Source organism: Pantoea sp. Z09 (assembly GCF_022394795.1).
GTDB lineage: Bacteria > Pseudomonadota > Gammaproteobacteria > Enterobacterales > Enterobacteriaceae > Pantoea > Pantoea latae.
Map to the genome: position 1 here is coordinate 1,445,049 of NZ_CP092373.1, position 15,474 is coordinate 1,460,522.

Below are 15,474 nucleotides of genomic sequence, written 5' to 3' on the forward strand. Positions count from 1 at the left end.
GCATAAGCACAAAGTTTTTATTATTTGTTGATATCAATAAACCTTCTTACCATCGGAGATAACAATTTCGTAAAGGGAGGTAAATATCGTGAATTTCCAGCAACTTAAAATCATCCGTGAGGCGGCGCGCTGCGAGTTCAATCTGACGGAAGTGGCAAACACGCTATTTACCTCGCAGTCGGGCGTCAGTCGCCATATCCGCGATCTGGAAGATGAGCTGGGCGTGGAGATTTTTATTCGTCGCGGCAAGCGGCTGTTGGGCATGACCGAACCGGGTAAAGCGCTGCTGACCATCGCCGAACGCATTCTCGACGAGGCGGGCAAAGTGCGCCGTCTGGCCGACGTCTTCACCAACGAAACCAGCGGCATCCTGACCATTGCCACCACGCACACCCAGGCGCGCTACAGCCTGCCGCGCATCATCAAAGCGTTTCGCCAGCTCTATCCCAACGTGCGTCTGGAGTTAAATCAGGGATCGCCACAGGAGATCGTCGCCATGCTGCTGGCAGGTGAGGCAGATGTCGGCATCGCCAGTGAGCTGCTGGTTAATAACAGCAGCCTGGCGGCGTTCCCGTGGTTTAGCTGGCATCACGCGCTGCTGGTGCCGAGCGATCATGAACTGGTGCACCAGCAGCCGGTTTCGCTCAGCACCCTGAGCCGTTACCCGCTTATCACCTATCGTCAGGGCATTACCGGACGTTCGCGCGTCGACCGCGCCTTCCAGAGCGCCGGGCTGAAGCCCGATATCGTGCTGAGCGCGCAGGACTCCGACGTGGTGAAAACCTATGTGGAACTGGGGTTAGGCGTCGGCATCCTTGCCGATCAGGCGTGTGAAACCCAGCAGAGTGAGGGGCTGGTACGCATCGACGCCCACCATCTGTTTGACGCCAATACCGTCTGGCTGGGCCTGAAGCGCGGACAGCTACAGCGCAACTATGTCTGGCAGTTTATGGAACTGTGCAACGCCAACCTCTCGCTGGAAGAGATCAAACGTCAGGCGCTCTCCTACCAGAGCGAAGAGGAGCCGGTTATCGACTTCCAGATCTAATCGGGCAGCGACTCGACGATGGCCAGCTGCAGCCCATCCCAGCCTTTACTGCCGACGGTTTGCAGCGCGGTCGCCGTCAGGTGCGGGCTGTCGCCGACGTCGCGCAGATAGTGTCGCAGCCCCTGTACGTTTTCGTCCGTTGACTGTGAGTCGACAATGCGCCCACTGCGCACCACGTTATCGCCGATAATCACGCTGCCGACGCGCGCCAGCTTCAACGCCCAGCGCAGGTAGTGTGGATTATTGCGCTTATCGGCGTCGATAAAAATCATATCGAACGGCCCCTGCAACTGCGGCAGGCTCTCCAGCGCCGGGCCGACCAGCAGCTCGATTTTATCCGCCACGCCCGCCTCGGCGAAATTGGCGCGCGCCACCTGCGCATGCTGCGGCGAAAACTCCAGCGTAACGATGCGGCCATTCTCCGGCAGGGCGCGCGCCAGCCAAAGGGTGCTGTAGCCGCCCAGCGTGCCGATCTCCAGAATACGCGAGGCGTTCATCATGCGCGCCAGCAGATAAAGCAGCTTGCCCTGGTTCGCCGCCACGTCAATCGGCGGCAGGCCCGCCTCCGCATTGCGTGCCAGCACCCCCTGCAGCACCGCATCCGGTTTGACCAGCGTTTCGGTGAAGTAATCATCAACCGCTCGCCACATATGATCGCTCATGGTTATCTCCTTGTTTAAAAACTGAGCATAGCAGTCGCGCGGCATAAAATTTTCTTTCCGCCCACAAAACTCGCTGATTAAGGCTATTGCCTGGCGAGAAAAACATCCTGCGCTGAGACGACGCGATAAAGTGAAATAAAACCGATCAAAGAGGGGAGTGAAATGTCGCGTCTTCAACTACAAGATCCCGATCTGCTGCGTCAGCAGGCGCTGTTCGACGGCCGCTGGCAGGCGGCGCACAACGGCGAAACCCTGCCGGTGACCGATCCCGCCAGCGGCGAAACGCTGGCGACCATTCCGGCGCTGGGCCGCGCGGAGACGGAGGCGGCCATCGCCTGCGCCGAGTCGGTGCGCGTCGCGTGGGGCAAAACCCCCAACGCCAGCCGCGCCGCGCTGCTGGAGAAGTGGCATCAGCTGATCCTCGCCCACGCCGACGATCTGGCGACCATCATGACCGCCGAGCAGGGCAAGCCGCTGGCGGAGGCCAAAGGCGAGGTGCTCTACGGCGCCAGCTTTGTGAAGTGGTTCGCCGAAGAGGCGCGCCGCATCTACGGCGATACCATTCCCGCGCCGAGCGAGGATCGCCGCATTCTCGTGCTGAAACAGCCGGTCGGCGTCGCGGCGGCCATCACGCCGTGGAATTTTCCCATCGCCATGATCACGCGGAAAGTGGCGCCGGCGCTGGCGGCGGGCTGTCCGATTATCGTCAAGCCGTCGGAGCTGACGCCGCTTTCGGCGCTGGCGCTGGCGGTGCTGGCGGAGCGCGCGGGCTTCCCCGCCGGCGTGCTGCAGGTGGTGACCGGCCTGCCGACGGAGATCGGCGCGGCGCTGTCCGGCAGTCGCCTGGTGCGGAAAATCTCCTTTACCGGCTCGACGCGCATCGGCCAGATGCTGATGCAGCAGAGCGCCGACAGCGTCAAACGCCTCAGCCTGGAGCTGGGCGGCAATGCGCCTTTTATCGTCTTCGACGACGCCGATGTCGATATCGCGGTGGCGGGCGTAATGGTGAGCAAATTCCGCAACGCCGGACAGACCTGTGTTTGCGCCAACCGCATTCTGGTGCAGCGCGGTATCTATGCGCGCTTCGCGGCGAAGCTGCTCGAGGCGGTCGCCACGCTAAAAGTCGGCGACGGGTTTACGCCCGGCAGCACCATCGGCCCGCTGATCAACGCGCGCGCGGTCGAGAAGGTCAACAGCCATATCGAGGATGCCCTTGCTCAGGGGGCGGCGCTGCTGACCGGCGGAACCAGCTACGGCAATGGCACGTACGTGCAGCCAACGGTGCTCGGCGAGGTCACCGCGCAGATGCGTATCGCTCATGAAGAGACCTTTGGCCCGGTGGCGCCGCTGTTTATCTTCGACACGGAAGAAGAGGCGATCGCCATGGCCAACGACACCCCCTATGGGCTCGGCGCCTATTTCTTCACCGAGAATATTCGTCGCGCATGGCGCGTCGCCGAAGCGCTGGAATTTGGCATGGTCGGCTTTAATACCGGCGCGATCTCATTAGAAGTGGCGCCGTTCGGCGGCGTAAAATTATCCGGGATCGGGCGCGAAGGATCGCGCTATGGTATTGAAGAATATCTGGAACAGAAGGCGCTCCATATTGGCAGTCTGAATTAATCCTCAACCCTTTTTTATAATTTCTTACAGCAGGCGTTTGCGGCGAAAGCAGCAAACGCTTTTTTTATTTTGTGCGCTGCGTCAGATTTTTCTCGTGGTTCGCCATTTTAGTGCAAGTTTCATGCGCGGTGCACCACGGCAATGCATGATTTTTGTGAGCTAAATCATCTGTTTATTCCTTCGGCAATTACGCAAAATTTCCGCTTTCAATACGGCACAAAATTTTTTTGCGCTGTTTTAAACGCATTTTTATTTTTTAGCTGGCTGGCATACTTTCTGCATTACCTTTTTGCATGAGCTTATTAACGCTGAATATAAGCCTTGCGACAGCGCTAATTCCCTTTGGTTTGACGGGTGTGAAAAATAAGGAATTTTCCATGTTAAGTTTCGACCCTGAAAAAGTTTCGCTTCCGGTTGGCCACTATATCGACGGCCAGCACGTTCAGAGCCAGGGCGCGGCGTTTGTGGTGAAGCGCCCCTCAGACGGCAGGATCTACGCCACGCTGCATGAGGCGGACGCCGCCGACGTCGACCGCGCGGTGCAGATCGCCCACCAGGCGCTGAAAAGCAGCGGCTGGTCAGGCTGCGCGCCGCGCGAACGCGGCCGGGTGCTGCGCCGCTGGGCCGATCTGATCGAGCAGGACAGCCTGCTGGCGCAGCTGGAGGCGCTCGGCTCCACCCGTCCGATTAGCGATGTGGCGCAGCATGAAATTCCGTTCACCGCCGAAGCGATCCGCTTCTACGCCGAGTGCGCCGATAAATACAGCGGCGATCTCTTTCCGACGCGCGACAGCAGCCTCGGCATGCTGATCGCCGAGCCCTACGGCGTGATAGGCGCCATTACGCCGTGGAATTTTCCGCTGTCGATGGCGTCATGGAAGTGCGGCCCGGCGCTGGCGGCGGGCAATGCGGTGGTGCTCAAGCCTTCCGAACTGACGCCGTTTTCCACCGTGCGCATGGCGGAGCTGGCGCTGCAGGCCGGGCTGCCTGCTGGCGTGCTCAATATCGTCCAGGGCAGCGGCGCGGTGACCGGCCATGCGCTGGTGACCCATCCGCTGGTGCGCAAGGTCTCCTTCACCGGCTCAACCCTGACCGGCGCGCGCATTATGAGCGACGTGGCGCAGCACGGCATGAAGCCGGTAACGCTGGAGCTGGGCGGCAAAAGTCCGCAGCTAGTGTTTGACGACGCGGGCGACATTGAAGTGCTGGCGCAGCGCATTCTGCGCGGCTTTACCGCCAACGGCGGCCAGGCGTGCGTCGCCGGCACCCGCCTGATTGTGCAGCGCGCCATCGCCGCGCCGCTGCTCGATCGCCTCGCCGCGCTGTGCCGCAGCGTGCAGCCCGGTGTGACCTGGCACGGCGACAGCCGCTACGCGCCGCTGATTGACGAACGCCAGGGCAACAAAGTCGCCTCGGTGATCGCCGCCGCGAAGGCGCAGGGCGCGGAGGTGCTGGTCGGCGGCGAGCGTTTCGCCGACACCGAAGCGGGCTGGTTCTGGCAGCCCACGCTGCTGTGCGGCGTCGCGCAAGATAACCCGGCGGTGCAGCAGGAGATCTTCGGCCCGGTGCTGACGGTGCAGACCTTTGACGATGAAGAAGAGGGGCTGCGGCTGGCGGCACACGACACCTACGGCCTGTGCGCCGGGGTGCACACTCTGAGCCTGCCGCGCGCCATGCGGGCGATGCGCGCCATCGATGCCGGCACGGTATGGATTAACCGCTACGGCCGCTCCGGCGACTTTATCATCCCCACCGGCGGCTTTCTCGGCTCCGGCATCGGCAAAGATCTGGGGCGGCAGGCGTTTCAGGCCTGCCAGCGCCAGAAAAGCGTACTGATCGATTTTTAACTTTCCTGATAGAGACGAGGTCGCGTCATGGCACTGTTTAAACCGAAATACATCACCTTTGACTGTTACGGCACGCTGATTAACTTCGATATGGCGGGCGCGGCGGCGCGCTGCTTCGAGGCGCGCGTGGCGGCGAGCGAGATGCAGGCGTTCACCACCGATTTCGCCCGCTACCGCATGGACGAAGTGCTGGGCGCCTGGAAGCCCTACTACGACGTGGTCAGCAACGCGATACAGCGCACCTGCAAAAAGTGGGGCGTGGCGTGGGACAAGGCGGACAGCGACTATATCTACACCGACTGCGCCACCTGGGGGCCGCATCCCGACGTGCCGGCCGGGCTGGCGAAACTGGCAACCGAGTTCCCGCTGGTGCTGCTCAGCAACTCGATGAAGGATCTGCTGCCGCACCATATTCCGCGCCTGGGCGCGCCGATCCATCTGGCGATCACCGCCGAGGAAGTGGGCGCCTATAAGCCGCAGATGAAAGGCTTCGAATATATGCTGCAGAAGCTCAACTGCCGTCCTGACGAGATCCTGCACGTCTCCTCCAGCTTCCGCTACGACCTGATGACGGCGCACGATCTCGGCATTACGCACAAGGCCTGGGTTAATCGCGGCCATGAACCGGCGAACCCGTACTACGGCTACACCGAAATCAACGATATCGGCGGCCTGCCTGCCGTGGTCGGTCTCTGAGGATAGCGCAATGAAACTCGAATCCTTCTGGCAGGCCACCGCGCCCGCCTTTCACGGCGTGGCGCCGGGTTCGCTGCCGTCGCGCGCCGACGTAGTGGTGATCGGCGGCGGCTTTACCGGCGTCTCGGCGGCGCTGAGCCTGGCGCGCAGCGGCCTCGACGTGGTGCTGCTGGAGGGCGGCGAGGTGATGAGCCAGGCCTCGGCGCGCAACGGTGGACACTGCAACACCGGCGTGGCGCAGAACTTCGCCTCGCTGGTGGCGAGCCAGGGCATCGAGAAAGCGACGCGCTTTTACCGCGCCTACGACGACGCGGTGAGCTACGTCGAACAGCTGGTGCGCAGCGAGCAGATCGACTGCGATTTCCGCCTGTGCGGCAAGCTCAAGCTCGCCAGCAAGGCGTCCCATTTCGCCGGGCTGCGCGAGGCGTGGGAGCTGATGCGCCGCACCGTGGATCCGGATATCGAGCTGCTTGACCAGGTGGCGATCCGCCGCGAAGTCAACAGCGACGCCTTTCACGGCGGGCTGCTGCAAAAGCGCGGCGGCCAGATGCATATGGGCAAGTTCGGCGTCGGGCTGGCGGAAGCGGCGGCGCGCAGCGGGGCGAAAATTTTCCCGCATCACGCCGTAACCGGCTTAACCCGCCTTGATGGCTATCGTCACCGCGTGCAGACGGCAAAAGGAGAGATCCTCGCCGATAAAGTGCTGATGGCGACCGGCTGCTCCAACGTCGGGCCGTTTCGCTGGTTCCAGCGCCGCATCGTGCCGGTGGGCAGCTTTATTGTGGTGACGGAGCCGCTGGGTGAGGCGCCGATCCGCCAGGTGCTGCCGCAGGATCGCACCTACGTCACTTCGCTGAATCTCGGCAACTACTTCCGCACCACCGCCGACCGGCGGCTGGTGTTCGGCGGCCGCGCGCGCTTCGCGGTGAGCAACCCCACCTCCGACTCACGAAGCGGCGAGATCCTGCAGGCAACGATGGCGGGCCTTTTCCCCGCGCTGGCGCAGGCGCGCATCGACTACTGCTGGGGCGGGATGGTGGATATGTCCGCCGACCGGCTGCCGCACGCGGGCGAACATGACGGCGTCTTCTACTCGATGGGCTACAGCGGCCACGGCACGCAGATGTCGGTGTGGATGGGCGCGGTGATGGCGGATCTTATTGCCGAAAAAAGCAACCGTAATCCCTGGCAGCGCGACGCCTGGCCCGCACTGCCAGGCTATCACGGCAAGCCGTGGTTTTTGCCGCTGGCCGGACTCTATTACAAAGCCAAAGATCGTTTCTCTTAATGCTTGCATTCCAGGTGAACTTAAACGCTTATTGAGGGTACGCAGATGAGTAAAAATGATAATAACGCGCTGACGCGCATGCTGACCGAAGGCACGCTGTCGCGCCGCGGCCTGATGAAAATGCTCTCCGCCGGGGCGGTGATGAGCAGCGGCATTATCGGCTTCCCGCAGCTGGGCTTCGCCGCTGAAACGCCGGTAAAAGGCGGCAAAATCCGCGCCGCCATGGCCAACGCCTCCGCCACTGATACCCTCGACCCCGCCAAAGCCAACAACAGCGGCGACTATACGCGCCAGTGCATGTTCTACAACGGCCTGACCGAGCTGGATAAAGATCTCAAAGCCTTGCCCGCGCTCGCCTCTTCGATCGACACCAGCGACGGCGTTACCTGGCAGATCAAGCTGCGCAGCGGCGTCGCCTTTCACGACGGCAAGCCGCTCACCGCAAAAGATGTGATTTATTCGCTGAGCCGCCATAAAGATGCCGCGGTCGCCTCTAACGCCTTTAAAATCGCTGAGCAGTTCCAGACGCTGAGCGCGGTTAACGACAATGAAGTGCAGCTGGTGCTGAGCCAGGCGAACTTCGATCTGCCCTATATCCTCGCCGCGCCGCCGTTTTTAATCGTGCAGGACGGCACCAAAGATTTCACCAAAGGGATCGGCACCGGGCCTTACGTCTGCAAAGAGTTTACGCCGGGCGTGCGCTCGGTCGGCACGAAAAACCCCCACTACTTTAAGTCGGGCCTGCCGCACCTCGACGAAGTCGAGCTGCTGGGCGTCACCGACCAGGCGGCGCGCGTCAACGCCCTGATGTCGGGCGATCTGCACATTGTCTCTACCCTGAGCGCCAACGACTGCAAGCGCATCAAGGCCACCAGCGACTTCGGCGTGCTGGAGAGCAAATCGGGCATGTACACCAACCTCATCGTGCGCACCGATATCAAACCCGGCAGCAACGAAGATTTCGTGCTGGCGCTGAAATATCTGCAGCCGCGCGAGATGCTGGTGAAAACCGTGCTGCAGGGCTACGGCGACGTCAGCAACGACACGCCGGTGCCGCCGTGGCATCCGCTCTACAACGCCGAGCTGAAGCCGCGTCCGCTCGACGTCGAGAAAGCCAAATTCCATATCGAGAAGGCGGGGATGAAGGGCGCGACGGTCGAGATTATTACCACGCCGAACATCGAAGGCGCGGTGGAGGGCGGCCAGCTGATCCAGCAGGTGTCGCGCAACGCCGGCATCAACGTCAAAGTGCGCCGCGTGCCCTATGACGGCTACTGGTCGACGCACTGGACCAAAGATCCGGTGGGCTACGGCTCGATCAACCCGCGTCCAACGCTCGATATGCTCTTCTCGCAGTTCTACCTCTCCGGCGCGCCCAACAACGAGTCGGGCTGGAAAAACCCGCAGTTCGACCAGCTGGTGGTGGCGGCGCGCGGCGAGCGTGAACAGGCGAAGCGCAAGCAGATGTATGGCGATATGCAGAAGCTGATCTACGACCACTGCGGCACCATTATCCCGACCTTTATCAGCACCACCGACGGCTACAGCAAAAAGGTGAAGGGCGTCGAAGCCTGGCCCTCCGGCATGATGATGGGCTATCGCTTCCACGAATTCGCCTGGCTGTCCGCTTAACCCTCTCTCTGATGGAGAACGCCGATGAACCGATACATGCTGTTCCTGATCGCCCGCCGCACCGGCGCCGGCATCCTGACGTTGCTGATCGTCTCGGCGGTGGTGTTTTTTATCACCAGCCTGCTGCCGGGCGACGCGGCGCAGATGATCCTCGGGCAAAACGCCACGCCGGAAACGGTGGCGGCGCTGCGCGCCCAGCTCGGGCTGGATCAGCCGCTGCTGCTGCGCTACTTCAGCTGGCTGGGCGGTATGCTGCAGGGCGACTTCGGCACCTCGTTCGCCAGCCACCTGCCGGTGATGCAGCTGGTGGCGCAGCGCATTCCCGCCACCTTTGAGCTGGCGGCGATCACCACGCTGATCTGCGTGCCGCTGGCGCTGGCGATCGGCATTACCGCCGCAATGACGCGCGGCTCGCTGCTGGATCGCGCGCTGGTGGTCAGCACCATGGCGATGGTGGCGGTGCCGGAGTTTCTGGTGGCGACGGTGGCGGTGCTGATCTTCGCCGTGAAGCTGCACTGGGTGTCGGCGATGTCCTTCGGCTCGCCCAATATGGATCTGGTTAGCTACCTGAAGGCCTACGCGCTGCCGGTGCTGACCCTCTGCTGCGTGCTGGTGGCGCAGATGGCGCGCATGACGCGCGCCGCCATTATCAACCAGCTCGACAGCCCCTATCTGGAGATGGCGCTGCTGAAAGGCGTCTCGCCGCTGCGCGCCGTGCTGCGCCACGCCTTGCCCAACGCGGTCGGCCCCATTGCCAACGCCATCTCGCTTAGCCTCTCCTATCTGTTCGGCGGGGTGATCATTATCGAAACCATCTTTAGCTATCCCGGCCTCGCCAGCCAGCTGGTGGACGCGGTCAGCAACCGCGACCTGCCGGTGGTGCAGTTCTGCGTAATGCTGTTCGCCGGCTGCTATCTGCTGCTGCTGCTGCTGGCGGACGTGCTCACCATCGCCTTCAACCCGAAATGGAGAAGCGCATGAATACCTTACTTCCCGTTCGTTTCTTTCAGTCGCTGTCGATCTCCGGGCGGCTGGGTTTAGTGGTGTCGCTGTTCTGGCTGCTGATGGCAATTTTCGGCAACCAGCTGGCGCCGCACAACGTCGAGGATATCGGCGGCGGGCCGCTGTTCGGCGGCTTTACCGCCGACAACTGGCTCGGCACCGACGCGCTGGGGCGCGATATTCTCAGCCGCATCCTCTACGGCGCGAAGTTCTCGATAGGCCTGGCGCTGGGCGCGGCCATCGGCGCCAGCCTGATCGGCACGCTGCTGGCGCTGCTGGCGGCGGTGACCGGCCGCTGGCTGGAGGAGATTCTGGGGCGCGTCAACGACGCCATGCTGGTGCTGCCGGGCAAGGTGCTGTCGCTGATGATCGTGGCGGTCTTCGGCTCGTCGCTGCCGATGCTGCTGCTTACCGCCATCTTCACCTACTGGCCGGGCGCGTTCCGCATCGCCTTCGCCATGGCGGGCAGCCTGCGCAATATGGACTATGTGCGCGCCTCGCGGCTGCGCGGCGAAAGCCGCTGGTACGTCGCCATTCACGATATTCTGCCCAATATGGTGCACCCGATGCTGGCGGACTTTGGCCTGCGCTTCGTCTATATCGTGCTGCTGCTGAGCGGCCTGAGCTTTCTCGGCCTCGGCGTGCAGCCGCCTTACGCCGACTGGGGCACGCTGGTGCGTGAAAACATTCAGGGACTGTTCGACGGCTCGCCGGCGGTGCTGATGCCTGCGCTGGCGATCGCCAGCCTGACCATCGGCGCCAACCTGTTTATCGACAGTCTGCAGCAGATGCGTCCGCTGACGCTGGCGAAGGAGGGCGTATGAACGTGATGCCGCACACCGCCATGCCGGTGATTACCGTGGATAAGCTGCGCGTCACGGCGCAGAGCGACAAGGGCGACGCCATCGATCTGGTGTCCGATATTCGTTTTACCGTGCAGAAAGGAGAGGTGCTGGCGCTGATTGGCGAATCCGGCTCCGGCAAAACCACCATCGCCATGGCGCTGATGGGCTATGCCCGTCCCGGCTGCCGCATCGCCGAGGGCAATATTCACGTGGCGGGCGTCGACGTCAACGGCCTGAGCCCGCAGCAGCTGCGCGAATTTCGCGGCAACAAAGTCGCCTATATCGCCCAGAGCGCGGCGGCCTCGTTTAACCCCGGCATGAAAATTATCGATCAGGTGATCGAGCCGGTGGTGATCCACGGCACCATGACGCGCAAGGCGGCGAAAGCCAAGGCGGTGGCGCTGTTCCGCGAGCTGGCGCTGCCCAACCCCGACACCATCGGCGATCGCTGGCCGCATCAGGTTTCCGGCGGGCAGCTGCAGCGTCTGATGACCGCGATGGCGCTGATCGGCGATCCCGACGTGGTGATCCTCGACGAGCCGACCACGGCGCTCGACGTCACCACCCAGGTGGAAGTGCTGAAAGCCTTTCGTCGCGTGGTGGCGCAGCGCGGCGTCACCGCCATCTACGTCAGCCACGATCTGGCGGTGGTGGCGCAGATGGCGGACCGCATTCTGGTGCTGCTGCGCGGCCAGATCGCCGAATATGGCACCACTGAACGGCTGATCGGCGCGCCGCAGGCGGAGTATACGCGGCTGCTGATGGACGCGGCGCGGCAGAAAGAGCGCCCCAGCCCGTGGCATCAGGCGCGCGGTGAGCTGCAGCCGCTGCTGGAGGTGCGCGACCTCTCTGCCGGCTACGGCCCGCGCGGCAGCGACGGTCAGCCGAAGATCCGTATTCTGGAGGATATCAACCTGCAGCTGTGGAAAGGGCAGGCTATCGGCATTATCGGCGAGTCGGGATCGGGCAAAACCACGCTGGCGCACGCCATCGCCGGCCTTAACGCGCCCTGCCACGGCCATATGCTGTTCAACGGCCACTATATTGCGAGCGATATGCACAAGCGGCCTGACAACGAGCTGCGCCGCATTCAGTATGTGTTTCAGATGGCGGACACCGCGCTCAATCCGGCGCACAGCGTCGAGCGCATCCTGTCGCGTCCGCTGGCGCTGTTTCACGGCCTGCGCGGGCAGGCGCTGACCCAGCGGCTGCATCAGCTGCTCGATCTGGTGAAGCTGCCGCGCAGCGTGCTGTGGCGACGCCCCTGGGCGCTCTCCGGCGGGCAGAAGCAGCGCGTTAACCTGGCGCGCGCGCTGGCGGCGGAGCCGGATCTGATCCTGTGCGACGAAGTCACCTCGGCGCTCGACACCGTGGTCGCCGCGGCGGTGCTGGATCTGATCAGCGAGCTGCGGCGCGAGCTGGGCCTGTCGGTGCTGTTTATCAGCCACGATATGCACGCGGTGCGCGCGGTGTGTGACAACATCGTGGTGATGAAGTCGGGGCGCATCGTCACCCAACTGGCGCGAGACGATTACGACAAGCCGACCAGCGAACTCTATTTCGAGCGGCTGAAGCGCGCCGTGCCGGAGCTGCGGCAGGGGTGGCTGGATGAGCACGAAGAGATTTTAAAGGCGGAATAGGGCTATCTTGCTTGCCATAGTGTCCCCGGGCAGTGCGCGCTGAGCTGCCACTCTCTCTGCGGATCGCGAGACCGGCTGCGCCGCTCACCGATCCCATACACTAGCGCTGCCATAGCGTAGAGGGCAGCGCATTTAAAAAGCCAGGCATGATGTAAGGAGAAAACCATGACCGCACTTTTTCGCGCCATGAACGCGCAGGATCTGGAGCAGTGCTACGCCATGACGCAGCAGCTGAAATGGCCGCACCGTCGTGAAGACTGGCAGCAGGCGATGACCTTCGGCGAAGGCGTAGTGATTGAAGAGCAGGGCAAACTGCTCGGCAGCGCCATTCTCTGGCGCTGGGGCGAACGCGCCGCCACCATCGGGCTGGTGATCGTGGACGGCCAGCAGCAGGGGCGCGGGCTGGGCAAACAGCTGATGCTGACTCTGCTGGAGAAGGTGCCCGACCACAACGTACGGCTGCACGCCACCGAGATGGGCAAAGGACTCTATGAGAAGCTCGGCTTTGTCACCACCGGGCAGATCCTCCAGCACCAGACGCGCGCGCTGGAGGCGGTGCCGCCCGTGGCGATCCCGGCGGGAGTGACGCTGCGCCGCGCCCAGGCGCAGGACGTGCCGCCGCTGACCGCGCTCGACCAGCAGGCGCACGGCATGCTGCGCCCGCAGCTGATGGCGCATATCGTCAGCCAGCATCAGACCGTGCTGCTGGAGGATGCGCAGCATCAGGTTCACGGCTTCGCCAGCCTGCGCCGCTTCGGCCACGGCTGGGCGATTGGCCCGATTATCGCGCAGGATTTTCCGCTGGCGCAGGCGCTGGTCGCCTCGCTGATGCAGGGGCTGCGCGGTGAGTTCGTGCGCATCGACACCGACGCTGCGCTGCCGCTGGCCGGCTGGCTCGCCACGCTCGGGCTGGCGCAGGTGGACAATCCCACCACCATGGTGCGCGGCACGCCCTGGACGCCGCAGGCCGGCGGCATGCAGGCGTTCGGCCTGATGACTCAGGCGATGGCCTGATGCAGATCCTCTATAAATCAGATCCCCAGCGCGGCGCGCTGTGGCAGCAGTGGCTGGCGCAGCACGCGCCCGATATTCAGCTGCATCTCTGGCCGGAAAGCGGCAACCCGCATGAGATCGAGATGCTGATCGTCTGGCAGCCGCCGGAAAGGCTGATGGAAACCTGGCCCAACCTGAAAGCGCTGCTGTCGGTGGGCGCAGGCGCCGATCAGTTCGATCTTGCCGCCTTGCCGCCCGACCTGCCGGTGGTGCGCATGATCGAGCCGGGCCTGACCCAGGGCATGGTGGAGTATGTCACCTTCGCGGTGCTCGGCCTGCATCGCGATATGGTGCGCTACCTGCAGCAGCAGCGCGAGGCGCAGTGGCTGGCGCACAGCGTGCGGCCCGCCGCCACGCGGCGCGTCGGCGTGATGGGGCTCGGCGAGCTGGGCCAGGCCGCGCTGCGGCAGCTGGCAACGCTCGGCTTCGACTGCGCCGGCTGGAGCCGCACGCCGCGCCAGCTCGATGGCGTCGCGTGCTTTCACGGTGACGGGCAGCTCAGCGCGTTTCTGGCGCGCAGCGACATTCTGGTCTGCCTGCTGCCGCTGACGGCGGAGACGCGCGGCCTGCTGAACCGCGATCTTTTCAGCCAGCTACCGCCGGGTGCGGCGCTGGTGCAGGCGGGACGCGGCGCACAGCTGCATCATGCCGATCTGCTGGCGGCGCTCGACAGCGGCCAGCTCGGCGCGGCGGTAATCGACGTCACCGATCCCGAGCCGCTGCCGCCGTCCCATCCCTTCTGGCGTCATCCCGCTATCTGGCTGACGCCGCATATCGCCAGCCAGACGCAAAACGAGAGCGCCGTGGCCGCGCTGCTGGAGAACCTGCGTCGCTATCAGCGCGGCGAACCGATGATCGGTCTGATCGACCGCGCGCGAGGTTATTAATGAACATTGACGCTCTTGTCGCGCTGCGGCGCGATCTGCATGCCCACCCGGAACTGGGCTATCAGGAGACGCGCACCGGCGACATCGTGGCGCGCTTTCTGCACCAGCTGGGGCTAGCGGTCCATCGCAACATCGGCAAAACCGGCGTGGTCGGCGTGCTGACGCGCGGTGACGGCAGGCGGGCGATTGGGCTGCGCGCCGATATGGACGCGCTGCCGATGCAGGATCAGGGCGACGCGCCCTGGAAAAGCCAGACGGCGAACGTCTGCCACGCCTGCGGCCACGACGGGCATACCGCGATGCTGCTCGGCGCGGCGCAGCAGCTGGCGGAGACGGGCGACTTCAACGGCACCATCTACTTTATCTTTCAGCCGGCGGAAGAGGGGCTGGCGGGCGCGAAGGCGATGATCGACGACGGCTTGTTCAGCCGCTTTCCCTGCGAGGCGGTCTATGCGCTGCACAACTGGCCGGAGCTGCCGCTCGGTGAGGTGCAGACCCGTCCCGGCGCCATTATGGCGGCGGCGGACCGCTTCGATATTAGGGTAAAAGGCGGCGGCGGCCACGCCGCGCAGCCGCATCTGACGCGTGACACGCTGCTGGCGACCAGCGAACTGGTGGTGCAGCTCAATACGCTGGTGGCGCGCGCCATCGATCCCTGCGAAGCGGCGCTGCTGAGCGTGACGCGCATACAGGGCGGCTTCTCGCACAACATGATCCCGGCGGAGGCGTCGATCACCGGCACGGTGCGTACCTTCAGCCCGACGGCGCAGGATACGCTCGAAGCGCGGCTGCGCGAGATGGCGCGCCACGTTACCGCCGCGCACGGCCTGCAGGCGGAAGTGAACTATCTGCGCTACTACCCGGCCACGATAAACAGCGAGGCGGAGGCGAAGCTTGCCGTTGAAGCGCTCAGCGAGGCGGGATTTAACGCCCGCGTCGCGCGCCAGCCCGCGCTCACCTCAGAGGACTTCGCCTTTATGCTGCAGGCGAAGCCGGGCGCCTATCTCTGGATTGGCTCGGCGCCGTCGCGGCCGCTGCACCACTCCGCCTACGACTTTAACGACGAGCTGATCCCCTATGGCGTGCGCGCCTTATCGGCGCTTGCCCGCCGCGCATTAGGTTAAGAAATTTCCCTGCTGTAAGGGCACCGATTTTGACAGGAAATGCCGCAGCCTTACCCATAACGGCAGCATGCTAAACCAGTGGGTTGCGATACTTGAGCCAACCGAACGTTACGTGGATGAGGTAAAA

The 15,474-nt window shown here is 63.6% G+C and carries 12 protein-coding genes and 1 pseudogene; 12 read left to right on the forward strand and 1 reads right to left on the reverse strand.

Translation table 11 applies throughout. The annotated features are described in order from the left end of the window. Positions 1-88: 88 nt before the first annotated feature. Positions 89-1,048, forward strand: coding sequence for an HTH-type transcriptional regulator Cbl (gene cbl, locus MC269_RS06855; RefSeq protein ID WP_239954589.1), 960 nt, complete (start codon positions 89-91; stop codon positions 1,046-1,048). On the opposite strand, the gene MC269_RS06860 is transcribed toward cbl, so the two are convergent. Continuing rightward, complete coding sequence (locus MC269_RS06860; protein WP_081140134.1) at positions 1,045-1,710, reverse strand: O-methyltransferase; 666 nt, start codon at positions 1,708-1,710, stop codon at positions 1,045-1,047. The genes cbl and MC269_RS06860 overlap by 4 nt on opposite strands. A gap of 162 nt (positions 1,711-1,872) precedes the next feature. Between MC269_RS06860 and MC269_RS06865 the strand changes: the two genes are divergently transcribed. The 11 genes and pseudogenes from MC269_RS06865 to MC269_RS06915 all read left to right on the forward strand — a co-directional run. After that, positions 1,873-3,333: an NAD-dependent succinate-semialdehyde dehydrogenase gene (locus MC269_RS06865; RefSeq protein WP_239954590.1), complete on the forward strand. Its 1,461-nt coding sequence runs from the start codon at positions 1,873-1,875 to the stop codon at positions 3,331-3,333. Between the two features lie 377 nt (positions 3,334-3,710). Then, positions 3,711-5,180 (forward strand): aldehyde dehydrogenase, encoded by a 1,470-nt coding sequence (locus MC269_RS06870; RefSeq protein WP_239954591.1) that lies wholly within the window; start codon positions 3,711-3,713, stop codon positions 5,178-5,180. A 27-nt stretch (positions 5,181-5,207) separates the two neighbouring features. Next, a complete protein-coding gene (locus MC269_RS06875) occupies positions 5,208-5,876 on the forward strand; it encodes a haloacid dehalogenase type II (RefSeq protein WP_081140023.1) in 669 nt (222 codons plus the stop codon). Positions 5,877-5,886: 10 nt separating this feature from the next. Beyond that, entirely contained in the window at positions 5,887-7,164 is a 1,278-nt protein-coding gene (locus tag MC269_RS06880; protein WP_239954592.1) for an FAD-binding oxidoreductase, read from the forward strand. A gap of 45 nt (positions 7,165-7,209) precedes the next feature. After that, positions 7,210-8,796 (forward strand): ABC transporter substrate-binding protein, encoded by a 1,587-nt coding sequence (locus MC269_RS06885; RefSeq protein ID WP_239954593.1) that lies wholly within the window; start codon positions 7,210-7,212, stop codon positions 8,794-8,796. A gap of 24 nt (positions 8,797-8,820) precedes the next feature. Then, a complete protein-coding gene (locus tag MC269_RS06890) occupies positions 8,821-9,777 on the forward strand; it encodes an ABC transporter permease (RefSeq protein ID WP_081140029.1) in 957 nt (318 codons plus the stop codon). Further along, positions 9,774-10,622: an ABC transporter permease gene (locus MC269_RS06895; RefSeq protein ID WP_239954594.1), complete on the forward strand. Its 849-nt coding sequence runs from the start codon at positions 9,774-9,776 to the stop codon at positions 10,620-10,622. Before MC269_RS06890 ends, MC269_RS06895 begins: the two co-directional genes overlap by 4 nt. Beyond that, entirely contained in the window at positions 10,619-12,283 is a 1,665-nt protein-coding gene (locus tag MC269_RS06900) for an ABC transporter ATP-binding protein (protein WP_239954595.1), read from the forward strand. Before MC269_RS06895 ends, MC269_RS06900 begins: the two co-directional genes overlap by 4 nt. Before the next feature lie 165 nt (positions 12,284-12,448). Next, complete coding sequence (locus tag MC269_RS06905) at positions 12,449-13,297, forward strand: GNAT family N-acetyltransferase (protein ID WP_239954596.1); 849 nt, start codon at positions 12,449-12,451, stop codon at positions 13,295-13,297. Next, positions 13,297-14,223 (forward strand): glyoxylate/hydroxypyruvate reductase A, encoded by a 927-nt coding sequence (locus MC269_RS06910; protein WP_239954598.1) that lies wholly within the window; start codon positions 13,297-13,299, stop codon positions 14,221-14,223. The genes MC269_RS06905 and MC269_RS06910 overlap by 1 nt, the downstream gene beginning before the upstream one ends. Before the next feature lie 5 nt (positions 14,224-14,228). Beyond that, positions 14,229-15,360 (forward strand): annotated as a pseudogene (locus MC269_RS06915) (M20 aminoacylase family protein); the annotation flags it as partial. Between the last annotated feature and the right edge of the window lie 114 nt (positions 15,361-15,474).